Below are 23964 nucleotides of genomic sequence, written 5' to 3'. Positions count from 1 at the left end.
ATTCGATCAACTCGATAATACGCATACCGTCGCGGATGAATCATCCGCCGACCCTATCTTGGCAGGTAACATGGCGCAAAGTCTGAACACGAAACGTCTCGCCCATATCGATTGCCCCGGCGGCGGTCAGGTTTGGGTCGATGGGACGACCCTTTTTATCGGCCATATGCGCCAACCCACCGGCACCACCATTGTCGATATCGCTGATCCGAAGAATCCGCGTGTGCTCAACCGTATCGAAATGCCGGTTGGCTGGCATTCACACAAGGTTCGCGCGACCAATGGCATCATGGTGGTCAATCACGAGAAGCAGGGGCCTGACGGTCCGCAGGAATTCGGCGGTGGGCTCGGCATCTATGATATCTCGAAACCGGCAGAGCCAAAGCTAATCACCAAATGGCGGACCCATGGCAAGGGTGTGCATCGATATGATTTCGATGGCCGCTATGCCTATATCTCGCCGACCGCCGAAGGCTATATCGGCAATATCGTGATGATCCTCGATCTGCAGAATCCGGCGAAGCCGGAAGAGGTCGGCCGCTGGTGGATTCCTGGCCAATGGAAAGCGGGCGGCGAAGAATATCCCTGGGACAATTGGACGCCGCCCCGCTGCCATCACCCGATCCGTCGCGGCAATCGGCTCTATGTCAGCTATTGGCATCACGGCTACTACATTCTCGACATTTCCGACATGTCGAAGCCGAAGATGATCTCCGGTGGCAATACGTCACCGGCCTTCCCGCATCCCACCCATACCTGCTTGCCGATCCCCGAACCATTGAAGGGCCGGCAGATCATGGTGGTGGCAGATGAAGATGTGGCGAAGCTCTGGCCGGCAGCACCTGCCTTCACCTGGGTCTACGATATCACCAATGAGCAGTGTCCAATTCCGATCTCCACCTTCCAGGTCGAAGGTGTCGATAAGGACGGCTCGCCGCAGCCGCCGATGATGGGCTGCCACCAGCCTTCGGAGCGTTTCAACGGCACGATCATCCCCTTCGCCTGGTTCGCCAAGGGCCTTCGCCTCATCGACATCGCCGATCCTTATCGGCCGAAGGAAGTAGGCTTCTACGAAGCGGATGCACCGCAAGGGCATGAGCTGGCGTCGTCAAACGATGTGACGATCGATGGTCGCGGCATCCTCTATTTGATCGATCGTCAGCGTGGCGTGGACATCATCGAAACGACGGTTTTCTGAAAAGACGGATCCGAGATGAACGATAGCAAGGCAAAGATTAAACCAATCGGCACGAAGAACCCAAACCTGCCATTCCATCCGGCCGTCCGGGCAGGCGATTTCATCTTCATCTCCGGTCAGGTGGCGAAGGACGAAAAAGGCAATATGTGTGCCGGTACGATCGAGGAACAGACACGTTGGACAATCGAGGCCCTGCGACGCATCCTTAAGCTCGAAGGCGCCGATCTCGACGACATCGTGCGCGTGACCGTCTATTTGGAAGATGCCCGGGATTTCGGCCGCTACAACCGTGTCTTCGCGGAGTATTTCCCCGAAGGACATATCGCACGGACGACCGTTGAAGCGCGCGCCGTGATCGATACGAAAATCGAAATGGATGCCATCGCCTATAAGCCGCAATGACAAACGGTGGTATGGCAGATAGTGAATTAGACAAGCAGGTCGATGCATCGCTTGTCCCCTCAGGGAGGCTTATGAAATGCTAAGAGTTCTTGGTCGCAGCACATCGGGCAATGTGCAGAAGGTTCTTTGGTTGCTGGAAGAGCTGGGCATTCCCTATCAACGCGAAGATTACGGCCGCCAATTCAATAACACGCAGGACGCCGCTTATCTCAACCTTAATCCCAACGGCAAGGTACCGACTTTGGTTGATGGCGATGTGGTGATTTGGGAATCGAATACGATCCTGCGTTACCTCTGCAACAAGACCGGCAATACGGCCTTTTATCCGAGCGATCCGGCGGCGCGCACGAAGGTCGAACGTTGGATGGACTGGCAGCTCTCGGCGCTGAACAATCCCTATCTCGGCATCTTCAAGGAAGCGAAGAAGCCGGCCGAGGAACGCGGTGCCAGTTGGGCCACCGACAGCAAGGAGTTGGCCGCTCAATTGCAGATCCTGGAAAAAGCTTTGGCGTCGCAGCCCTGGCTTGCGGGCAAGGATCTCAGCCTGGCGGAATTCAGCCTGGCTTCCATCGTCACGCGCTGCCTGGCTTTTCCGGTCGAGCTGCCGGCATTGCCGAAACTGCAGGATTGGCGCGATCGCCTGTTGGCCCGCCCGGCCTTCAAGAAAGTCTTCAATTAAGGACGGTCGCCAATGGACTGCCAAACGGGAGTCCATTGCCGCGAGGGCAAGGCAGGACAGGGGACAGAATGACAAAGGCCGCAATTATTGGTCTCGGCACGATGGGACCCGGCATTGCCGCAACGCTGGCGCGCGGCGGCATGAGCGTCACGGCCTATGACGCTAGCGCGGACCAACGGGCGAGGGCCGCGCAGAATCTGGCGTTGGCGCAAACCGTGTTAGGCAATCTCGGTGTTCCGAACAAAAGCAATGGGTCGGAAATCCGGATCGCGGAAACGCTGGCCGATTGCGTCAAGGGCGCCGATTTCGTCCTGGAGACCGTGCCGGAGAAGCTCGATCTGAAGATCGAGATTTTCCGCGAGGTCGAAAAACTGGTCGATAAAACCTGTATCCTCGCCTCTGACACATCAGGCATTCCGATCACCAAGATCCAGGCGGGCGTCGCGCATCCAGAGCGGCTGGTCGGGATGCATTGGTCGAATCCGCCGCATATCATTCCGATGATTGAAGTTGTCGCCGGTGAGAAGACGTCGCCAGAAATCGTCAAGTGGATGGTCGATGTGATCAAGTCGATCGGTCTATTGCCGGTCGTGGTCAAGAAAGATGTGCCGGGTTTTGTCGAGAATCGCGTGCTCTACGCTTTGATGCGTGAATGCGTCGATCTGGTCGATCAAGGCGTCATCGATGTCGAGGGACTGGATACCTGCGTTTCCTGGGGTATCGGTTATAAGCTGGCGGTGATCGGGCCGATGGCGTTGCTCGACATGGCGGGTCTCGATATCTACCAGGCGGTGGGCAGCTACCTGAACAAGGAACTCTGCAACCGCACCGATGTCAGCAAATATGTCACGGACAGGACGGCGTCAGGAAAGCTGGGAATCAAAACCGGTAGCGGCATTTTCGACTACACACCGGAGCGAATTGCCGAGTTGCGCGAGCAGCGCGCCCGCAAGCTGGTTTCCGTGCGCAAGACCTTACAGAGTTAGATTGCTTGCGCGGCCGATTGGCCAAGCACGGGGAGATAGTATAATCAAAACCTCGATCCTGCCAAATATCGACTTCAGGGGTATCGAATAACTGCTAAACAAGTGGCGCGTTTCGAGGGCAACAGAGGGAAGGCTTTGGGAGGGCCAAAATGACAAGAAGGAAATTCACCAAGCGCATGCGGCTTTTGCTGGCGGCGACCGTGTTGTCGGGCGCTGTCGGCTTGGGCAATCTGCTGATGCCACACGTCGCATCCGCAGGCGAGGTCAAGAAGATCGCCATTCTGACGCCGGAAGATCCGACCGATTACGGCTGGAATCAGCAGGGCTTCGAAGCTGCCAAGGCGGTGGCCGCAAAATACGGCCTGGATTTCATGCCGGCGACCGGGCTCGGCTATGGCGATGTGCGTCCGACCTTGCGCGAACTGGCGGAAGACGGCGCCAATCTGCTGATCGCTCATGCCAGCGGCTATAACACGGCAGCGCCGGAAATCGGTGCCGAAACCAAGGTGCCGGTGGCGATCGTCGATCGTCCCGATGCCAATAAGCCGGGCCAGATCGCCGATTATACCTTGAGCGGCCATCAAGGCGCCTATCTGGCAGGACGTCTCGCTGCCAAGATGACGCAGACCGGAGCCGTCGGCATCGTCGTCTCCGGCGAGCCGCCATCCTGGAACTCGCAATCGGCAGCCTTCGCCGAAGGCGTCAAGGCGGAGAACAACAAGGTCAAAATCATCTATGCCGTTATAGGCCCGGCCGCCTATTCCGACGCCGCCGGTGGCCGTCGCGTCACCGAAACTGTGATCGGCGCCGGTGCGGATATCATCTTCGGCCAGGGAGACGGCGCCAGCTTTGGCATGTTGCAGGCGGTCGAGACGACGAAGCCGGCCAAGGGCGACAAGGCCTATTTCATCGATGTGATCGGCGACAAGACGCCGATCGACAAGGGCAATCTGCTTTCCTCGGTTATCTGGAACCTGGTGCCGGTCTATAGTGCCATGGTCGAGGATCTGAAGTCGGATAAGTTCGGCACTCATAAATACGAGATCGGCCTGAAGGACAATTCCGTCCAGCTGCTGCACAGCAAATACATTCCGGACGATGTCTGGAAAGAGATTTCCGACCTGCGCCAACAGATCATCGACGGCAAGATCAAGGTCGAACCGATCTTCGATGCCCAAAAGGTGCGGACCTTGATGACCTCGGTCAATGCGAAGTAACCCGTTCGACGCATAAGGTGTAAGATCAGGATCGCCATATGCTTCGGCATATGGCGATCCGATTGAGCGGGCAATAGAATGGCTCAAGAAACAGTATCCGCGCGGGCAGAAGGCGGTTCGGCAGGACGCATCCCCGCAATTGCCGTGACCGGCATTACCAAGCGCTATCCTGGCGTCGTGGCCAATAATGATGTCTCACTGGAATTCCATTCCGGCGAAATTCACGTGTTGCTGGGCGAGAATGGCGCCGGCAAATCAACTCTGATCGCCATGCTCGCCGGCATGCAGCAGCCCGATTCCGGCGAGATTTTGCTGGCTGGAGAGCCGGTGCGATTGGCCTCGCCGCGGACAAGCCTCGATCACGGCATTGGCACAGTCTTCCAGCATGTCCTGCTGGTGCCGAGCCTGACGGTCATCGAGAACCTGATGTTAGGGGGGCCTTGGTGGCAACGCCTGAATAAGGCGCCGGCTTTGGCCCGCTTCACCCAATTGTCCAGCCTGCTTGGCGTCAGTATTGATCCCGACGCGCAGATCGGCCGGCTCTCGCTTGGACAGCAGCAGCAGGTCGAAATCATGCGTGCGCTCTGGCGCGGCGAACAGGTTCTAATTCTGGATGAGCCGACGTCGATGCTGACGCCCCAGGGCGTGCGCGATCTGGGGGACGTCCTGAAAAGATTGCGCGGCAAAGGTGTCGCGATTGTGCTGATCACCCATAAGATGCAAGAGGCTTACGATTTCGGCGACCGCATCTCCGTGCTGCGGCTCGGGCGACTCGTCGGCAGTATCGAACCGGAACGGCGCGTCTCGATGTCGCAGCACGATGTGACTGAGGAAGTCATCCATCTGATGTTCGGCACGCGCGACAAGGTCGGCGGCGAAGTCGAAGTGCTGCTCGGCCAGCAGCGCCGGCGAGCAAACCGGGATATTGCTGATCAGCCAGCGCGGCTCATCGTGCGCCACGTCTCGACGATTGCCGAGCGTGGCGAATGCCCCATCCGCGATGTCAGTTTCGAGTTGCGGCCGGGAGAAATTCTCGGCATTGCGGGGGTCGATGGTAACGGCCAGAAGCATCTTGCCGAAGTTCTGGCTGGACAGCGTTTGGCGGCTGAAGGCGAGATCGTCATTGGTGATTGGAATGTCACGGCAGGCGGCGTCGAAGCAAGGCGCGAGCTTGGCCTGCGCTACATCACCGATGAACGGTTGGGTGAGGGAACCGTCGGCATTTTTTCCGTGGCGACGAATTTGGTTCTCAAGGAAATCGGGCGCCCCCCGCTTTGGCGCAATGGGCTGACCCTGTGGGACAAGGTAAACCAGCACGCACGCGACCAGATCCGCACCTATGACATCCGCACACCATCGGAACGCACGCCGATTGCCAAATTGTCTGGAGGCAATATCCAGAAGGCGTTGCTGGCGCGGGAATTGACGGAGACGGCCAGCATTGCCATTTTCAACAAGCCGACCTATGGGCTCGATCTGCACAATACCCGCCTTGCACGCGAACGTATCCGCGACGGCGCAGAGAAGGGATTAGCGACCATCGTCATCTCCACAGAACTGGACGAGTTGCTGGAATTGTCGGACCGGATTGGCGTTATGTTTCAAGGCCGGCTCGCCGGCATCGTCGATAATACCGGCCAGGCGGAGCGGGAGATCGGCTTGCTGATGACAGGGGCGGCGCAAGGATGAGTTTCGTCTCGGAAAGCCCAATCGATTCCGCAGTGCCGCAGCCGCCCATCAGCAAGCTGGCGAAATCGGCGCTTGCGGCGATATTGCGTATCTTCCTGCCTGTCCTGCTGGCGCTCGTAGTGGGCGGACTGATCCTCATGGCGCTCGGCAAGAATCCGCTGGACTATTATGGCTATGTGCTGGATCGCGGCCTTTTCAGCTGGGGCGGTTTCCAGGCGACCTTGACGCGGATGGTGCCTCTGCTGTTGATGGCCGCTGGGCTGATCATCGCCTTTCGCGCCGGTATCTGGAATCTGGGCGGCGATGGCCAATTCCTGCTTGCAGCCGTCATCACGGCGGCGCTCGCACCAGCGCTCATTCAGGTGATGCCGCGGTCACTGATGATCATCTGCTGCATCGCCGTCTCCGTTGCGGTCTCGGCACTCTGGGCGCTGCTGCCTGCTTTGCTGAAGGCGCGCTATGGCGTCAATGAAATCATCACCTCGCTGATGATGAGTTTTCTCGGCATCAGTTTTGCCAATGTGCTGGTGAAGCTGGTTTTCCGCGATCCATCGACCACCGTGCCGCAGACCCCGGACCTGCCGGTGGAAGACCGCTTGCCGCGTTTGTTCGATACCACGGTTCATGCCGGTATCCTGATTGCCTTGGTGGTCATCGTGCTGGTGCATATCATGATGACGCGTACGTCGTTTGGCCTGAAGTTGCAGATCGTTGGCGCCAATCCGCGCGCCGCCGTTCATGCCGGTCTCAATGTTGGCTGGCTGACGGTGGCGACCTTCGCGTTGAGTGCCGGGTTGATCGGTCTTGCCGGATCAATCGAAATTCTCGGGGTTTGGGGAACGGTGCGCGCGGATTGGAATCCGGCTTATGGCCTCGTGGTCGTGCCCTTGGTCTTCCTGGCCCGCTTCCACGGAATCGGCACGATCGGCTTCACCCTGTTCTTCGCTATCTTGATGATTGGCGGCGAAAGCGCCTCGCGCCGCATCGGTGTGCCACAGCATTATGTGTTGGTGCTCGTCGCCTTGCTGCTGCTTTTCCTTGCCTTGGTCGAATATCTCGACCAGCTTTGGCGCAAGCGTGTGAAGGATTAGAGCGGTGGAAGTCCTCCTCACACAATCCTTTCTGACATCGCTGATTTTCGGCGCTGTTACCGCCGGGGTGCCGTTGCTGCTAGCTGGCCTGGGAGAACAAATCTCGGAAAAAGCGGGCGTGTTGAACATAGGCATTGAAGGCATGATGCTGTTCGGCGCCTATTGCGGCTTCGTCGCCGCCTATTACACGGATTCGTTCTGGCTAGGCTATCTGTGCGGCGGCCTCGGCGGCATGGTGGTTGCCGCCCTTGTCGCTTTGCTGTGCATTCGGCTCGGTCTTAACCAGATCGTTATCGGCATTGCCTTGACAATCGGCTTCGAAGGGCTGACGGCGCTCTTACACAATGTCCAGTTCAGCCGCACCTATCCGAGACTGTCGCCGGCACCGACTTTGGCGATCCCCGGGCTTTCCGATATTCCGGTCTTGGGCCAGGCCCTCTTCAACCACAATGCGCTGGTCTATCTGGCGGTTCTTCTCGCCTTTTTCCTGGCTTGGCTATTCCGCAACAGCTTCATCGGGCTTAATCTGGAATCAGCCGGGAATAAGCCAGCGGCGCTCGATGCGGCGGGAGTGAGCGTTCTCGCGACGCGCTCGGCCGCGGTACTGTCGACAGGTTTCCTGGCTGGCATCGGCGGTGCATATATGGCGAATGTGGGTGCTGGCCTGTTCGTGCCCTTCATGACCAACGGTGCCGGGTTCATCGGCATCGTCCTGGCGATGCTGGCGCGGGGCCGGCCGGGCTGGGTGCTGCTGGGAGCAGCGCTGTTCGGCATAAGCCTGGCGATGACGACGGCCTTGCAGGTGGGAGGAATCAATATCCCGACTGATGTCGTGCAGATGCTACCCTTTGCCATGGTGATGCTGGTCCTCGTTATCTTTGCCCGGCACAGCGTCCTGCCGCCGGCCCTGGGCCTGCCTTATGTGCGAGGGGAACGGTAAATCAGCAATCGATCGGACCGGTATCCGGGGAGGTGCCGGCGTTCAAGGTCAGACCGCATTGCAAGGCAACGAAGCAGCGGCTGCTAGATGGGAGAACGAACCATGTCGGATACAAAAGTCTATCTGCTCGACGGCGGCTCGCTGGTAATCGATGGATTTCATGCTTTCTGGAATCGCGGGCCGGGCGGTGAGTTACGCTTTCCCTGCTATGCCGTGCTCATCGAACATGAGGATGGCCGCTATATCTTCGATACTGGCTATGACTATGATCACGTGCAGCGGGTCCTGCCCTTCGAAAAGCCGATCCAGAGCAAGGAGCAGACGATTCCCGGCCAACTTGCCAAGATCGGCCTGCGGACCGATGACATCAATTACGTCATCAATTCCCATTATCATTTCGATCATTGCGGCGGGAACAAGCATCTCAACAAGGCCTGTACGATCTGCCACACGAAAGAGCTGGAAGCTTGCGGCTGCCATCAGCCTTTCGAGCATCTCGGCTATTCCGATCTGACCTTCGCGCCTGAGATCGCCAGGAAGGCGGGCAAGCCGCTGCCGCCCGATCCGGTGCTCGACATGTATACGCCGACCTTCCAGACATTGACCGGCGATCAGGAAATCGCCAAGGGACTTTGGCTTTTTGAGACACCGGGGCATACCGCCGGTCATTATAGCCTGATGGTGGAGTTGAAGAACCGCCGGCCAATGCTGTTCACGGCGGATGCCTGCTACAGCCAGAAGAATATGGACATGATGTGCATTTCCAGCTTCCATCTCGATCCTGTGGCCAGCCTGAAATCGATGCAGCGGCTGAAGGAACTGGCGGAAAAGCATGATGCGGAGCTGTTTTATTCACATGATCCGGAAAGCTTTACCGGCTACCAGAAGGACGCCGCTTACTATTCCTGATCATTTTACCGCGTGAAGAAAGGGTCCGCCGGAAGGCGGACCCTTTTGCATGTGCTGGGATAGGCCGTGTTACCAGCGGATCATGCCAGCATCGACCGACAATGCCTGGCCAGTGATCCAATGCGCTTCCTCGGAAGCAAAGAAGGCGACCGCGGGCACGATGTCCTGGGGTTTGCCGTGGCCCTTGATCGCTTGCAGCATCTCGACGAAATCGAAAGCGTCCTTGTGAGGGGTCTTCTGCACGGTCTCGGTGTCAGTCAGCCCGGGGCAGATCGTGTTGACGGTGATCTTATAGGCGCCGAGCTCGGTCGCCAGAGCGCGGCCGAAGGTCAGCACGCCGCCCTTGGAAGCGACGTAGTGCGCCATGTTCGGGGTGCCGGCAAAGATGGAATTCGAGCTGATATTGACGATGCGGCCGTAATTCTTTTTCCGCATCAGATCCGATCCGGCGCGGCACATCAAGAAAAGGCCGTCGAGGTTGACTCGCATCACGCGGCGCCATTCTTCGAAAGTCACCTGGTCCCACGGCACGAAGGGAACAATGCCGGCGGCATTGATGAGGATATCGAGCTTGCCGGCAGCCTTCTCGATATCGGCATGCAACCTTGCCACCGCGTCCGGTTCCGCGACATCGCATTGCAGACCGGTGGAATTGCCGCCGATGGCCTCGGCCGTCGCCGCCGCACCGGCACCATTGAGATCGACCGCGAAGACCTGGGCCCCTTCCTTGCCCAGGCGTTCGGCGATGGCGCGGCCGATCCCCTGGGCAGCGCCTGTAACGATGGCCACGCGGCCGGTAAATCTTTGCATTTTTTCCTCCCGTTGGATGATTGTTGATTGTCACTTCTTCTTTGCAGCATCGATGACGGCCATGGTGGCCTCGACGCCGGCGGTGAGATCAATCTTTTGCCCGAGACAGCGTAGGGCACCGCCGAAAGCGGAGACGGCGATCACGGCATAAAACGGCTCGGCGACAGGCCCCATATGGCCGATCCGGATCAGCTTGCCCAAGGTATCGCCGCGGCCGGCGGAGAAGGCGACGCCATAGAGATCCTTCGCCGCGGAGAGAATGGCGCTGTCGCTCAGACTCTCAGGTACTCGTACGGCGGTGGTGGTAGGTGAGGCGATTTCTTCGGTCTTAGCCCAAAGTTTGACTCCCATTGCCTGCATGCCGGCGCGGCAGGCTTTGGCCGTGAGCGCATGACGCTGCCAGACATTTTCAGCGCCTTCTTCGAGATACTGGTCGAGGACAGCATCGAGGCCGTTGACCTCAGCGACGGAAGGCGTGAAGGGAAAGGGCTTCTCCTTGCTCCAGGCATCGCGCCAGTCGAGATAGGACAGGACCGAGGCACGTGGCGCCTTTGGATTGGCGGCCATATGTTCCCAGGCACGGTCGCTGACCGCCACGATGGTGACGCCCGGTGCGCCGCCGAGACACTTTCCCGGGCCGGTAATGAAGATATCGGCGTTGCAATCGCCGGGATGGATATCCATGCCGCCGAAGGAGGAAACAGCATCCACCAGGAGGAGCGCGCCGTGCTTGCGGACAGTGGCGCCGATCTCCCGCGCCGGATTGATGGTGCCCGAGGGTGTGTCGTGATGCACCAGGGAAACGATGCGGATATCGGGGCGACGACGGAAAGCATCCTCGACCTGCTGCGGATCGATCGCCTCGTTATAGGGGACTTCGATCTCGACCAGTTCCTTGTTGTAGCGGGCGGACCAGTAGCCGAAACCCTTGCCATAGACGCCCGAGGCGAGATTGAGCACCACGTCATCCGGACCAATCAGCGAGGTCGCAGCGGCTTCGATGGCTGCCGCCGGTTCATAATGCAGGATCAGCGCCGGTTCCTTGGTCCGTAACGCCGTGCTGCATTTGCGCGCGACTGATTCGTAGAAAGCCTGGAAATAGGCGTCGTAGTCATATTGGATCGGGCTCGATAATGCGCGCAGGACACGCGGATAAGCGGCTACGGGGCCTGCAGACAGGGTAAAAATCGGCTCTTTTTCGCGGATATGGTTCATGACGCTTTGTCTCCCCGTTTTTTGGTTCACGGCATGATAGACTCGCGGACCAAAAAGTGAAATCAATATGCACCAGTCATCTGCATTGGTTCTGGAGGCAGTGTGGCGTTGGCGCAAAATTGGTTCGATTTCATCGTAATTGGTTCAGGAGCGGCCGGCTCGGTCTTGGCGGCACGTTTGAGCGAATCCGCCGATCTGAAGATTGCGCTGGTCGAGGCCGGCGGGCGGGCCAGCGATCCCGCCATCGCCGATCCGCTGCAATGGCCTTACCTGCAAGGCAGCGCTGTCGATTGGGGCTATCGAACGGTACCGCAGGTTCATACGGCCGGGCGGGTACATGATTGGCCACGGGGCCGGGTGATCGGCGGATCGACGGCGATCAATGCCATGGCTCATGTGCGCGGGCACGCCTCGGATTTCGACGCCTGGACAGAGGCGGGCTGCGACGGCTGGGGCTATCGAGATCTGCTTCCCTATTTTATCCGTTCCGAAAGCTCGACCTTCGGCCCATCGGCGCTGGATGGCGATCAAGGGCCGCTCAGCCTGATTCAGCCCGATGATCCACATCCAATCACCCGCAGCTATATGGCCGCGGGGGAGGCAGCCGGCTTCGCGCCGATCCCCGAACATAATGGCGGCCGAATGGTTGGACCGACGGTCAATACCCTCACGATCCGCGAGGGCCGCCGGCAGACCGCAGCAGATGCCTATCTGACGCCGGCCTCGGGGCGTCCCAATCTGACGGTATTGCCGGGCCACAGGGTTGCCGCACTTGAGTTCGGTGCGGGGAACAGATGCCGTGGCGTAACCCTCGCTCATGATGGCGGTATGCGGGAACTTCACGCGGAACGCGGTGTCATCCTCTCGGCGGGGGCGATCGGCTCTACTTGCTTGCTGCTGCAGTCGGGCATCGGCCCGGCGCAGGAGCTGCGCCACATTGGCCTCGCGGTGCGCCACGATTTGCCCGGGGTGGGACGCAATCTCCATGATCATCTGCTCGCTGGAGGCAATGTCTATCGCGCCCGACGACCGGTGCCGCCATCGCGCTATCAGCATTCCGAATCCCTGATGTATCTACCGCGCTTGGGCGGCGGCGATCACGCAAAGGCCCCTGAATTGGTTCTCGCCGCTGTCGTCCTGCCCGTGGTCACCGAATGTTTTTCGTGCCCCCCATGGGCGAGGCCTATACGATTATGTATGGCTTCACCCATCCCAGAAGCCGTGGCACGATACGCCTGGCTTCGGCGGACCCTGGCGCGGCACCCTTGATCGATCCGAATTATCTCGCCGAGACCTATGATCGCGAGGTTTATCTTGAGGCGTTGGAAATGGCACGGCAACTGGGACACAGCGATGCTCTCGCCGATTGGCGCCACCGCGAGATGCTGCCCGGCGGGGCCTGTCAAAGCGAAGCGGATCGCCTGATGTTTCTGCAACAAGCGGCCTTTACCCATCATCATCCGGTCGGTACCTGCAAGATGGGGGTGGATATCGACGCTGTGGTGGGGCCCGATCTTTGCGTGCGCGGGATGGAGGGGCTTTATGTGATCGATGCCTCGGTCATGCCCAGCATCACTACGGGGCCGGTCAATGCGGCCGTTATCGCCATTGCCGAGCGGGCCAGCGATCTTTTGCGAGGCCGTCATCCGCTGGTCTCGCGCGAAGCGGCTCTATCGGGGATATCGGCATGAGGATCATTCTATCGCCGCTGATGCGCATCGCCGCTCTGGCATGTCTGATTGCGCCCTTACAACCGGCGTTCGCGTCGGCAGATCTGCAAACCAGCCTGACGATCCGCAATGATGGTGGAGAGGCGCTGAAATGCGTCATTCTATTCGGCCACTGGGTGACGTCCGATATCGCCGATATCGCACCGGGCCAAACGGGCGAGGTTAAGATCATGCGGGCGGCGAAGGATGGCGCGCTCTATGTGCCGCGTTTTGACGGCCGGCCGATGATGATCGAGCGGATCGCTTGTGGCCGCACGGCCGGTTGGTGGGAAAGCATTGGCGATGTACCACTGCTGCCGTTGCGTGAGAAGGCGGAAGCCGCGAGCGAGACACGCTGCAGGTTGAGCGATCGCGCCGTCTGTACGACGCCTCAACCGGCCATGCCGTGATATCGCAATAAGATGTCTATTTACCTTTCTTCGTGGTCTTGCCGGCGGCTCGCGGCTTGCTCGATGATGCCTTCACCTCGCCGCGCCAATTGCTCATCAGCAGCTTGAATTGCTCATGCGAGATGTCGCGGATGCGCTCCGGCGTGCAGCGCTCCGATGAAGCGATATATCGCAGATTATGCGAGTTGATCGCGAAGATCACATCCGCAGCGATATCCAGAGGCAATCCTTTTGCGAGCTTGCCGGCATCGATGAAATGAGTAAGGAGACGCTTTATATAGCGCCGGAAGACCTCGTGATTCTTCTCGAAGGAATCGTCTTCCTTATCGTGGCTGCGAGCAACGGCGGCCAGGATTTCCCGCCACAATCTTTTGTCGCCCGGTTCGCGAATATTGTTCATATTTGCCTGGACCAAGGCGGCCAAGGCATCCTCTGGCTCCGAAGCCGGATTCTCGACAATCTCGTCAAAAGCCTGTCTGGTGTCTTGGCGGTCCTGTTTCAGTATTTCGACGAGCACATCCCGCTTGGTCTGGAAGTAATTGTAGACGGTTGGCGTCGACACATCGGCCTGGAGCGCGATGTCCTCCATGCGGGTGCTGTCGAAGCCCTTTTCTTTGAACAGCTCCAAAGAAATGCGCAGCAGCTCCGCACGCTGCCGCGCCTTCTTTCGATCACGGTGACTGAGCTCCGGCAGATCGTCTTGCTGATACAATGTTTTCCCAGCTTGGGGAGCGGATTTTACTCTCGGCATATATCGCTATCTATGTTGACCTATTTGCCTGGCTTTACACCAAGTCGATGCGGATATCGAAAAATACTTTAGGTCACTCAAAAAAGCGGGTCAAACGATCACGCCTCGCTATAGCCGGTCCCGCATGGCATACCAAAGCATTGCAAGGACATAGAGTGGTGAGCGCAGGGCGGTCCTGCCGGGAAAAGCCTGCGGACGCAATGCCGCGAAGGTCTCGAATTCTGGCGTGTTTTTCACCAGCGACTCGGCCAGGATTTTCCCCCCCAGGGTCGAAAGCAGAACACCGAGACCCGAATAACCATGAGCGAAGAGCACATCGCCCCGGCGACCGATATGCGGCAGCCTCGATGTCGTGATCGAGACGAGCCCGCCCCAGGCATAGTCGATCTTGCAGCCGCGTAATTGCGGGAACGTCTGTTCCACATAAGGCCGGACGAAAGCGGCGATATCCCGTGGCGGACGTGGCGTATATTTCTCACCGCCGCCGAAGAGCAGGCGACCATCGGCGGAGAGGCGATAATAGTTCACCACGAAACGGGAATCCGAAATCGCCGCATCGCTGGGAATGAGCTCATGAGCATTCGGCAGCGGATTGGTGGCAATGATGTAATTGCCGACCGGCATAATGCGGTTATTGACTTCAGGCTCCAGGCCGCGCAACAGGGCATCGCCTGCCAGGATGGCGTGACGGGCAACGACAGCGCCCGATGCGGTCGAGACACGGATACGGGGTTTCCGCTCCAGTGCGATGGCCGCTGAGTTCTCGAAGATCGTCACGCCGGCATCCACCGCTGCCTTGGCGAGGCCCAGCGTATAGTTCAGCGGATGCATATGGCCGGCGACCGTACTGAAGGTGCCGGCTTCATAATGCGTGTTTACGAGCTTCCGGGTTTCGCTCGATGACAGGATCGACAGGTGATCCATCCCCATCACGCGACGCAGGCAATCTGCTTCAGCCTCATAATGGGCGATATCGGATTTCTTGACGATGCCGCTGACATGGCCGGTGAGCTTGAGATCGCATTGGATACTGTGCTTCTCGATGATGTCGAGAACCAGCTGTCGGGCGGCAAAGGTGGTCTTGTAGATGAGGCGGCCGCGTTCTTCGCCGTATTGCTTGACCAGGCCCAAGGCACCCTTGCGCAAGCCGGGGCTCATTTGACCGCCATTGCGGCCGGATGCGCCCCAACCGACTTTGCCGCCTTCCAGGACGACGACCTTCAAGCCACGTTGCGCAGCATGGAGAGCTGCTGAAAGACCCGTGCAACCAGCGCCGACCACGACAAGATCGGCATCGATCACATCGGTGAGGCGCGGATGATCCGTAGTCCGATTGGCGGTGGCGACGTAATAAGAGCGCTCGATATTGAGCATATTGTTGAATCCCATGATCATGCCCTCCGCGATCAAACCTTCAACAGCAGATGTTGCCGTTCCCACGGCGTGATGACGGATTGGAATTCGCGCAGTTCCGCTTTCTTGACGTTGCAATAGGCATAGACGAAGCCGGCATCCAGCACCTTTAGGATCGGCTCGCAGCCTTCCATTTTCGCCGAGGCCTCATCCATTGTCCTTGGCAAGGCGTGTTCGTGCCGATAGGCATTTTCCAATGCCTGCGGAGAGGGCGTCAGTTTCTCCGTCATGCCGAGAAAGCCGGCGAGCAACGTCGCCGCCATGGCGAGATAGGGATTGGCATCCGCGCCCGGCAGCCGGTTTTCGATGCGCCGGTTGCCTGCATCCGATTCCGGCACGCGCAGTCCGCAAGTGCGATTCTCAAGCCCCCAATGCACATTGATCGGTGCGCTGTAACCGGGAACGAGACGCCGAAAAGAATTCACGAAAGGTGCGAAGAGGGGCATGACCTGTGGCAGATAGGTCTGCAAGCCACCGACGAAATTCAGGAACAGCGCGCTATCCTTGCCGTCGGCATCGGCAAAGACATTCTTGCCGCTGGCATGGTCAACGACCGAGACATGCAGATGCATGGAACTGCCAGGCTGTCCTTCGATCGGCTTGGCCATGAAGGTCGCATAGCAGCCATGGGTCAATGCGACCTGGCGGACGATGCGCTTGAAAAGGATCACCTGATCGGCCAGGCGCAAAGGATCGCCATGTTTGAAATTGATTTCGAGCTGGGCCCGGCCGGATTCGTGAATCAGCGTGTCGAGATCCAGACCGGCAATCTTCCCGGCCTCGTAAATCTTATCGATGATCGGCTGGAATTCCTCGATCGCCTCCAAGCCATAGGGCTCGGCGGAAAATTCCGGCCGGCCGGATCGGCCGATCGGCTGTGACAAAGGCTGGTTCGGATCGGTGTTCGGTGCAGTCAGGTAGAATTCCAGTTCCGGTGCGATGACCGGGCGCCAGTTCTTCTGGCGATAGAGATCGAGGATCGTTTTCAGCACATCGCGTGGCGATAGCTTCCAAGGCGAGCCGTCCTTGCCATGCGGATCGGCGAAGACATACGCCGTTGGCGAACTGCAACCGGGCGCTAGCCGCAGGCTCTCTATATCGAGCCGAAGTTCCAGATCGACGTCGCGATAGGCCTCATCCCCCCTGACGACGCCAGTATAGTCACCCATGATGGTGACGGCGAAGACGCTCATCGGGAATTTCAATCCCGGACTCTGGCCACTGTCGGAAATTTTATCCGCCGGCAGCACCTTTCCACGGGGGATGCCGTTAATGTCGGTGATGATGCATTCGATATTTTGAATGCCATGTTCTCTGAGCCAAGATGATTTGGCCATGATAGTCACCTGTTGTCATGCTCAATTGCTTTGAAGGCTGTTTCAATGCGAGGTCAGCCGTCATTCCAATTTTCTGAGCAGAGCCAGGCGCGCGGTCCAGGCGATTAGAAAGATCAATCTCACCTGGACCGTCCCATTACGGATAGAGGCCGAGTAAAGACGCCCTTTGCCGCACGAGGGCGAGGATGGCGTCGATCGTTGGCGTGGCGACCTCGACGAGCCGTGCCAGCTCCGCAACGCTGCCGATGATGGCATCGATCTCCATCTGCCGGCCGCGTTCCAGGTCCTGCAACATGGAGGTCTTGTGCTCGCCGATAGCCGCGGCGCCAGCAATGCGCTTCTCGATATCGATTGGCATGCGGATGCCAACGGCATTGGCGACATTTTCCGCTTCGGTCATCATCGCCTTGGCCACGGCCCGGGTTTCCGCATTACCGCAGATCTGCGCCAGGGTCGCGCCGGTCAGGGCGCTGAGCGGATTGAAGGCGACGTTACCCCAAAGCTTGACCCAGATTTCTTCCCGGATGTCCTTCTTAACCGGCGCTTTCAAGCCGGCATCGATCAGAAGCCGGCTCAGCGTGCGGACGCGGTCGGTCACTTCCTTGCCCGGTTCCCCCAGGCTGAAGCGGTCACCCGAGACATGGGTGATGACGCCGGGCTCCGAGACTTCGGCAGCCGGATAGACGACGCAGCCGAGAACGCGCTGTGGTCCGATATAATCCCATTGTAGTCCTTCAGGATCGAGGCTGGTGAGCTTGCGTCCCTGCAATGGCCCTTCAAGGCCATGGAAGTACCACCAGGGCAGGCCGTTGACCGCCATGACGACGGCGGTCTCATCCTTCAGCAGCGGCACCATTTTTTTTGCCATCGTCGCCACGGCGGGCGATTTCAGGCTGACGATGACGTAATCCTGCGCACCGGCTTCTCCCGGGTCTTCAACCGCTTTGGGATGGACGATGAAATCCGAACCGGCGCCGGTCACCCGCAATCCGTTCTGCTTGATGGCAGCGAGATGCGGGCCGCGCGCGATCAAGGTCACATCGACGCCGATCCGGGCGAGATGACCACCGACGAGGCCGCCAATCGCCCCCGCTCCGACAATCGCAATCTTCACTCGACTATTCCTAACCGTTTTGCCATGCCAATACGCTGCATCTTACCTGTCGGGCCCTTGGGGATTTCCGGCACGAAGACGATCTTCGAGGGGACCTTAAATCCTGCCAGACGGCCGGAGACGAAGCCGCGCAAGTCGTTTTCCGACGCGCTTGCCCCTTCCTTCAAGATCACCGCCGCGGCCACGGCCTCGCCCAGCTTTTCATGCGGCAAGGCGAAGGTCACCACCTGGGCCACAGCGGGATGTTCCATCAGGACGTCATCCACTTCGCGCGGCGCGATCTTCTCGCCGCCGCGATTGATGATTTCCTTCAGCCGGCCGCTGATTGTGAGATATCCCTCTTCATCGATATAGCCGAGGTCACCCGTCCGAAACCAGCCATTCGTGAAAGCCGATTCATTGGCGCCGGGATTCTTCGCATAACCCTTGGTGACATTTGCCCCGCGGATCACGATTTCACCCTCTTTCGTCGGCGGCAGCAATTGTCCGGAATCATCCATCACGGCGACATCGGGGCCGGCGGCCAGACCCACAGTGCCGGGCTTGCGGCTGGCCGGCGGCAGGGGATTGCTGGCCATCTGATGCGAGGCTTCGGTCATGCCATAGGCTTCGATCACCGGGCAGCCATAGAGCTTTTCGATCGTCTGCATCAACGCGGGCGGCATGGAGGCCGAGGAAGAGCGGACAAACCGCAGTTTCTGGGCGGCGACAATGTCTTTATTGCGCTCGGCCCGGCCGAGGATCGCCTGATGCATGGTGGGCACGGCCGAATACCACGATACTTTCGACTCGGCGAGCCAGCCGAAAAATTTGAGGGCGTTGAAGCTACCGGCGCAATAGACCGAGCCGCCGGCATGCAGGGAAGAGAGCAGCGCTCCCACCAGGCCGTGAATATGGAAGAGCGGCATGATGATAAGCGACCGGTCGCCATCGGATAAACCGAGGGTTCGGGCGATATTATTTGCCGAGGCCGCGAGATTGCGGTGGGTCAGCGGAACAATCTTCGGCCGCGAGGTGGTGCCCGATGTATGCAGAACCAGTGCGACATTGTCTGAGATGTCACCGCTATCGCCGGTTACCGCCGGGCCAACCGGCTGATCCGCCTCAAGGCTGAACTTGCCCGCAATTCCATCTGGGCTCGGCACCACATTGATGACGGCGATCCCTAACTGCTTCGCGACTTCGCGGGCTGGCGAGTCCAAATCCGCCTGGATGACCAGCGCTTTGGCTTCGATGTCCGTCATGTAAAACTCGAATTCCTCGCGCTTATAGGCGGGATTGAGCGGGGCTGCGGCTGCGCCTGAACTGATCGCCAGGAATAGGGCAGCCATATGCGGGCCGTCATGATGCACGATAGCGATATGATCATCAGGCCGGATGCCGAGGCTGCGCAGCTTACGGACCGTCTCATCGATCTGCGTGGCGAGACCTGCACGGGTCATGGGTGATTGTTCGGGCGCCAGGATGACATCAGCGGCGGGATTACCTGAACTGGCGAGTTCTCGAATATTCCTGGGAACACGGTTCATCTGCAGATCTCCAGACGGTCTGAACAACAAGACAGCCGTCTGTGGCCCCCATTGGGGCCACAACCGAGCTATCTACCGATGGCGTAGGATTGCATACGCCTCGGACTTGCACCAGCCCTCAGAACAGGACCGACGCGCGTTGCCATGGTGACCGAATTGTAGTGTTCCCATTGCCCGAATATTTCCAGCCGGTGTCCGCGCCGGTTTAGTTCGGCCAGGGTCTTGTCGGGGAAAGTCGATTCGACAGCCAAGTGGCCCGGCAGCCATTCGCGTGGATAGAACGAGCTTGGCAAATGCTGGGTATAGAAGCTCGGCGCGTCGATCGCCGCCTGAAGATTAAGGCCGTGATGCACATGGCGAAGGAACGCATGCAAAGCCCATTGATCCTGCTGATCGCCGCCCGGCGTACCGAAGGCAATATAAGGTTCGCCGTGACGGGTCGCGAGACTGGGGGTCAAGGTAGTGCGCGGCCGCTTGCCTGGTTCAAGGCCATTCGGATGACCCTCATCGAGCCAGAACATCTGGCCACGCACGGAGATGCTGAAACCGATTCCCGGCACGACCGGCGAGCCGCTGAGCCAGCCGCCGCTGGGGGTTGCCGAAATCATATTACCCCAGCGATCGATGATATCGAGGTGGCAGGTATCGCCATGCTTGCTGGCGAGATAGTCGGCATAGCTCTTGGTTCGTTCGGGTTCGGCATCGACAATGGCTTCGCGATGCGCGACCTTGGTCGAGCCCGAATCGCGCTGCGGAATGCCACCGCCGAAATTCCCGATAGTTCCCGGCCGGAGATCGAGCGAGGCCTGTCCGGTAACGAGTTTACGCCGCTCGGCATTGTAGTCCTCACCCAGCAGAACACCCAGCGGCACGTCAGCGAATTTCGGGTCGCCATAGAACGAATCGCGATCGGCGAAAGCGAGCTTGGCGCATTCCTGGACGGTATGGACGAAATCCGGCCCCGTCGGTTCCATGGAGCCGAGATCGAAGCCGCGCAGCAGCGCCAGTTGCTGCAGCATGACCGGGCTTTGCGCCCAGGGACCCGGTTTGAAGACTTCGTATTGGTGATAGGTTGTGGAAATCGGCTCTTCGATCGTGGCCCGCCAATTGGCGAGGTCCTGGCCGGTCATGAAGCCGGCATGAGCCTCCCCCGACGTATCCATCACCGGTTGGCGGAAAAATTTGTCGACTGCTTCGGCGACAAAGCCATCATACCAGGCACGCCGGGCTGCCTCGATCTGGCGTTCGCGGTTGCCGCCGGCAGCCTCGGCTTCGGCGATGATGCGCTCATAGGTTTTCGCCTGGGCGGGGAGGGACATCATGGTGTCAGCTTCGGGTGCTTTGCCCCCCGGCAGGAAAACTTCCGCGGAGCTTGGCCAATGTTCTCTGAAGAAGGGGGCCAGGTTCTTCAGGATTGACGAGACCTCGGGCTTCACATGAAAGCCGTTGCGGGCGATCTCGATGGCCGGACTCAGCACATCGCGCACGCTCATCGTGCCATATTCCTGCAGCAACAGCATCCAGGCGCCGAAGGAGCCGGGAACCACCGCCGGGATATGACCGATGCCGGGCATGATATCGAGGCCGAGGTCCTTGATCTTGCCGACACTCGCCGCAGCCGGGGCCACGCCCTGGCCGCAGATGACGTCGACCTGCCTTTTGGCCGCAGACCAGAGAATGATGGGGACGTCGCCGCCCGGTCCGTTCTGTTCCGGTTCGACAATATGCAGCACGCAGCCGGCGGCGACGGCGGCATCGAAGGCATTGCCGCCACGTTCCAGAATAGTCATGCCCACAGTGGTCGAAAGCCAGTGGGTCGTGGCGACCACGCCAAAGTTTCCGACGATTTCCGGTCTTGATGTAACCATGATGATATCCAGAATCTCAATCGATCAGTTGCAGTGAGGCCGGACCAATGTCCGGCCGGCAGGTTCAGTCATCGGCCCGCGGCATAGCACTGGGCTTCCCTTGGGCTGGCGCCGGCTTTGAGCAGACCCTCATCCGTCGCCGCAGCGGTCACGTAGCCGAGCGCGTAGTCGTCATAGACCTCGACGCGATGGCCGCGCTTGCGCAGTTCGTCCTGCACCTGCTTGCTGAAACGTCCCTCAATGGCGAGATGGCCGGGGTCGTATTCGCGGGGGAAGAAGGAATCGACCAAATGATAGGTGTGGAAGGTTGGGGCATCGATGGCGGCCTGCAGGTCGAGGCCGAAATGCACATGCCGCAGGAAGGCTTGCAGAGCCCATTGATCCTGACAATCCCCGCCGGGCGTGCCGAAAGCCATATAGGGCTTGCCATCCCGCATGGCGATGGTCGGGGTCAATGTGGTGCGTGGCCGCTTGGCGGGGAGCAGGGTGCCCGGCACACCCTCTTCCAGCCAGAACATCTGTGCACGCGCCGGCATGCCGAAACCGAGGCCGGCGACTACCGGCGCCATATGCAAGGACGATCCGCTCGGCGTGCCGGAAATCATATTGCCGAAACGGTCGATGATATCGAAATGCGTGGTATCACCGGTTGCGAGCGCTTCAGGTTGGTTCTCCTTCGGCCGCGGATAATTGAAATCGAGCGATTCCGGTGTGGCGATGACCGTCGATCCCTTTGGCCTGATGACGATATGCGGTATATAGCCGGGGATCGTGCCGGGACACAGTTCCAGCGAGGCATTGGTGCCAACCAAATTGCGCCGCCCAAGATTATAGGCATCGTCGAGCAATTCGCGCATCGGCACATCGACGAAATCCGGATCGCCGTAATAGGCATCGCGATCTGCAAAGGCGAGCTTCGCGCATTCGGTAACCGTATGGACAAATTCCGCACTCTCGCTGCCCATCTTCTTCAAGTCGAAACCCTTCAGGAGTGCGAGCTGTTGCAGGAAGACCGGCCCCTGGCTCCAGGGTCCCGCTTTGTGGACGGTATAGTTTTCATAATCATAGGAAACCGGTGTTTCGATCGTGGCGCGCCAAGCCGCCATGTCGTCACCGGTGAGAAGCCCCCCATGCCGGTCGCCGGTCGTATCCAGCAACTCGCTGGTCCGGAAGAAACGATCGACCGTTTCGGCGACGAAGCCCTCGTACCAGCAGCGGCGCGCAGCTTCGATCTGGCCCGTGCGGCTGCCGCTGGCTGATTCTGCCTCTCGGATAATCCGTTCGAATGTCGCGGCGAGATGCGGCCGGCGGAACAGCTTTCCGGCTTGCGGAAGATTGCCGCCCGGCAGCCAAACCTCTGCGGAAGCCGGCCAGTCATGGCGAAACAGCTGTTCGACATTGCGAATGATCGCCGCTGTGTTTTCGAGAAGATAGAAGCCGTCGCGGGCATAGGTGATGGCCGGGGTCAGCACATCACGCAGGCTCATCGTGCCGTATTCTGACAACAGCAACATCCAAGCGCCGAACGAACCGGGCACCACGGCGGGAAGCAGGCCATTGCCGGGAATGATGTCGAGGCCAAGCTCCTTGAACTTTCCGGTGGTTGCCGCTTTCGGCGCGACACCCTGGCCGCAGACCACCTCGACCTTGCCGCTCGCCGCTGCATAGAGGACCAGGGGCATTTCCCCTCCGGGCCCGTTCTGATGCGGCTCGGCAACGTGAAGGGAGGTACCGGTGGCGACGGCGGCATCAAAGGCATTGCCGCCTTTTTCCAGAATTGACATGCCCGCCGCGGTGGCCAGCCAATGCGTCGAGGTCACAACACCAAAGGTACCGTTTACTTCAGGCCTTGTTTTGAACATGAATCGATCTTTCCGGACGTGAGCGTTTCTTGACTGGGTGGTTAGGTATGGCGCGTTTCCGGGGAGATGGCGGACGGATATCCTCGACCGCATCTTCGTTACGACGCAGCAGCAGGCGCATCTGCCGGCGGGTGAGGTCGCGGATATCCTCCGGCGTGCAGCATTTGCTGGCCGCCAGGCGCCGCAAGTTTTGAGCATTCAGCGCGAAGATCAAGTCGGAGGCTAGATCCAGCGGATAATCCGGTGGCAGGACCTGGTTGTCGACGAAGTGTTGCAGCAAGCGTTTAATATAGGTTTTGAACGATTGGTGGTTACGATTGAAAGCATCTTGTTCGCGATCATGGCTCAGAGCCACGGCTGCAAAGATCTCGCGCCACAACCGCTTATCGGATGGGCTGCGGATAATGGCCACATTGGCATAGATGAGCTCGGCGATGGCATCGCCTGGATCGCCCGGCGGATTGGCAAGAACCTTTTCATAGGAGGGCGCGCCATCCTTGCGGTCCTGCATTAGGATTGCGATCAGCAGATCCCGTTTATTGCTGAAGTAATTATAGAAAGTGGGGACGGACACATTGGCATGGAAGGCAATATCTTCGAGGCGAACCTGGTCGAAGCCCTCCTTGCGGAACAGGACATAAGCGATGCGCAGAAGGTTGGTTCGCTGTGTCGCCTTTTTGCGATCGCGTAGAGGCGCTTCTTTTGCCGGCGCGGCAATTTCTTGGGCCGCGCGTGGCTCCCTCGCGGATCGTTTCGCTTTCCGTCGCCCCGCTACGTTCATTAATGATACCCCCGATCCTCCCGATGTCCGACTGACGGGACGTTCTTCGACAAT

22 protein-coding genes are annotated in these 23964 nt (G+C 59.2%); 12 read left to right on the top strand and 10 right to left on the bottom strand.

All coding sequences use genetic code 11. The features are described from left to right. Positions 1-70: 70 nt before the first annotated feature. The 9 genes from SMD27_RS16075 (at position 71) to pldA (ending at position 9111) form a co-directional block, all read left to right on the top strand. A complete protein-coding gene (locus tag SMD27_RS16075; RefSeq protein ID WP_320509427.1) occupies positions 71-1198 on the top strand; it encodes an LVIVD repeat-containing protein in 1128 nt (375 codons plus the stop codon). 15 nt (positions 1199-1213) lie between these two features. Further along, positions 1214-1600, top strand: coding sequence for a RidA family protein (locus SMD27_RS16070; protein WP_320509426.1), 387 nt, complete (start codon positions 1214-1216; stop codon positions 1598-1600). A gap of 76 nt (positions 1601-1676) precedes the next feature. Further along, positions 1677-2279: a glutathione S-transferase family protein gene (locus SMD27_RS16065; protein ID WP_320509425.1), complete on the top strand. Its 603-nt coding sequence runs from the start codon at positions 1677-1679 to the stop codon at positions 2277-2279. Positions 2280-2347: 68 nt separating this feature from the next. Then, positions 2348-3265, top strand: coding sequence for a 5-formyl-3-hydroxy-2-methylpyridine 4-carboxylate 5-dehydrogenase (gene fhmpcd1 / locus SMD27_RS16060; protein WP_320509424.1), 918 nt, complete (start codon positions 2348-2350; stop codon positions 3263-3265). 149 nt (positions 3266-3414) lie between these two features. Beyond that, a complete protein-coding gene (locus SMD27_RS16055; protein WP_320509423.1) occupies positions 3415-4482 on the top strand; it encodes a putative B6 ABC transporter substrate-binding protein in 1068 nt (355 codons plus the stop codon). A 78-nt stretch (positions 4483-4560) separates the two neighbouring features. Further along, the gene (locus SMD27_RS16050) at positions 4561-6171 is read left to right on the top strand and encodes a putative B6 ABC transporter ATP-binding protein (RefSeq protein ID WP_320509422.1); all 1611 of its coding nucleotides are present in this window, start codon (positions 4561-4563) and stop codon (positions 6169-6171) included. Then, positions 6168-7262 (top strand): putative B6 ABC transporter permease subunit 2, encoded by a 1095-nt coding sequence (locus tag SMD27_RS16045; protein WP_320509421.1) that lies wholly within the window; start codon positions 6168-6170, stop codon positions 7260-7262. The genes SMD27_RS16050 and SMD27_RS16045 overlap by 4 nt, the downstream gene beginning before the upstream one ends. Positions 7263-7266: 4 nt before the next feature. Beyond that, positions 7267-8202: a putative B6 ABC transporter permease subunit 1 gene (locus SMD27_RS16040; protein ID WP_320509420.1), complete on the top strand. Its 936-nt coding sequence runs from the start codon at positions 7267-7269 to the stop codon at positions 8200-8202. 102 nt (positions 8203-8304) lie between these two features. After that, complete coding sequence (gene pldA / locus SMD27_RS16035; protein ID WP_320509419.1) at positions 8305-9111, top strand: 4-pyridoxolactonase; 807 nt, start codon at positions 8305-8307, stop codon at positions 9109-9111. A gap of 69 nt (positions 9112-9180) precedes the next feature. On the opposite strand, the gene pldH is transcribed toward pldA, so the two are convergent. After that, a complete protein-coding gene (gene pldH, locus SMD27_RS16030) occupies positions 9181-9921 on the bottom strand; it encodes a pyridoxal 4-dehydrogenase, SDR-type (RefSeq protein ID WP_320509418.1) in 741 nt (246 codons plus the stop codon). 30 nt (positions 9922-9951) lie between these two features. Further along, entirely contained in the window at positions 9952-11136 is a 1185-nt protein-coding gene (gene ppaT, locus SMD27_RS16025) for a pyridoxamine--pyruvate transaminase (protein ID WP_320509417.1), read from the bottom strand. A 102-nt stretch (positions 11137-11238) separates the two neighbouring features. Between ppaT and SMD27_RS16020 the strand changes: the two genes are divergently transcribed. Genes SMD27_RS16020 through SMD27_RS16010 form a run of 3 tightly spaced genes read left to right on the top strand, consistent with a single transcriptional unit; the run spans position 11239 to position 13255 of the window. Beyond that, complete coding sequence (locus SMD27_RS16020) at positions 11239-12405, top strand: GMC family oxidoreductase (RefSeq protein ID WP_320509416.1); 1167 nt, start codon at positions 11239-11241, stop codon at positions 12403-12405. After that, the gene (locus SMD27_RS16015; protein ID WP_320509415.1) at positions 12402-12827 is read left to right on the top strand and encodes a GMC oxidoreductase; all 426 of its coding nucleotides are present in this window, start codon (positions 12402-12404) and stop codon (positions 12825-12827) included. The genes SMD27_RS16020 and SMD27_RS16015 overlap by 4 nt, the downstream gene beginning before the upstream one ends. After that, complete coding sequence (locus tag SMD27_RS16010) at positions 12824-13255, top strand: hypothetical protein (RefSeq protein WP_320509414.1); 432 nt, start codon at positions 12824-12826, stop codon at positions 13253-13255. The genes SMD27_RS16015 and SMD27_RS16010 overlap by 4 nt, the downstream gene beginning before the upstream one ends. A 16-nt stretch (positions 13256-13271) precedes the next feature. Here SMD27_RS16010 and SMD27_RS16005 read toward each other — a convergent pair whose 3' ends face one another. From SMD27_RS16005 to SMD27_RS15970, 8 genes are all read right to left on the bottom strand, one after another. Continuing rightward, entirely contained in the window at positions 13272-13967 is a 696-nt protein-coding gene (locus tag SMD27_RS16005; RefSeq protein ID WP_320509413.1) for a TetR/AcrR family transcriptional regulator, read from the bottom strand. Between the two features lie 147 nt (positions 13968-14114). Continuing rightward, complete coding sequence (locus tag SMD27_RS16000; protein WP_320509412.1) at positions 14115-15395, bottom strand: NAD(P)/FAD-dependent oxidoreductase; 1281 nt, start codon at positions 15393-15395, stop codon at positions 14115-14117. Between the two features lie 17 nt (positions 15396-15412). Then, on the bottom strand, positions 15413-16756 hold the full coding sequence (locus tag SMD27_RS15995) for a glutamine synthetase family protein (protein ID WP_320509411.1): 1344 nt from the start codon (positions 16754-16756) through the stop codon (positions 15413-15415). A gap of 136 nt (positions 16757-16892) precedes the next feature. Then, positions 16893-17870: a 2-dehydropantoate 2-reductase gene (locus SMD27_RS15990; protein ID WP_320509410.1), complete on the bottom strand. Its 978-nt coding sequence runs from the start codon at positions 17868-17870 to the stop codon at positions 16893-16895. Beyond that, positions 17867-19399: an acyl--CoA ligase gene (locus SMD27_RS15985; RefSeq protein ID WP_320509409.1), complete on the bottom strand. Its 1533-nt coding sequence runs from the start codon at positions 19397-19399 to the stop codon at positions 17867-17869. Before SMD27_RS15985 ends, SMD27_RS15990 begins: the two co-directional genes overlap by 4 nt. A gap of 68 nt (positions 19400-19467) precedes the next feature. After that, positions 19468-21267, bottom strand: a complete 1800-nt coding sequence (locus SMD27_RS15980) for a gamma-glutamyltransferase family protein (protein WP_320509408.1) — start codon at positions 21265-21267, stop codon at positions 19468-19470. A 68-nt stretch (positions 21268-21335) separates the two neighbouring features. Continuing rightward, entirely contained in the window at positions 21336-23129 is a 1794-nt protein-coding gene (locus SMD27_RS15975) for a gamma-glutamyltransferase family protein (RefSeq protein WP_320509407.1), read from the bottom strand. Further along, positions 23110-23910, bottom strand: a complete 801-nt coding sequence (locus tag SMD27_RS15970) for a TetR/AcrR family transcriptional regulator (RefSeq protein WP_320509406.1) — start codon at positions 23908-23910, stop codon at positions 23110-23112. The genes SMD27_RS15975 and SMD27_RS15970 overlap by 20 nt, the downstream gene beginning before the upstream one ends. Positions 23911-23964 lie beyond the last annotated feature (54 nt).

The sequence above is a fragment of the Dongia soli genome, assembly GCF_034044715.1.
Lineage (GTDB): Bacteria > Pseudomonadota > Alphaproteobacteria > Dongiales > Dongiaceae > Dongia_B > Dongia_B soli.
Note: the sequence above shows the minus strand (reverse complement) of the source record. Positions and strands in the feature narration are given on the sequence as shown.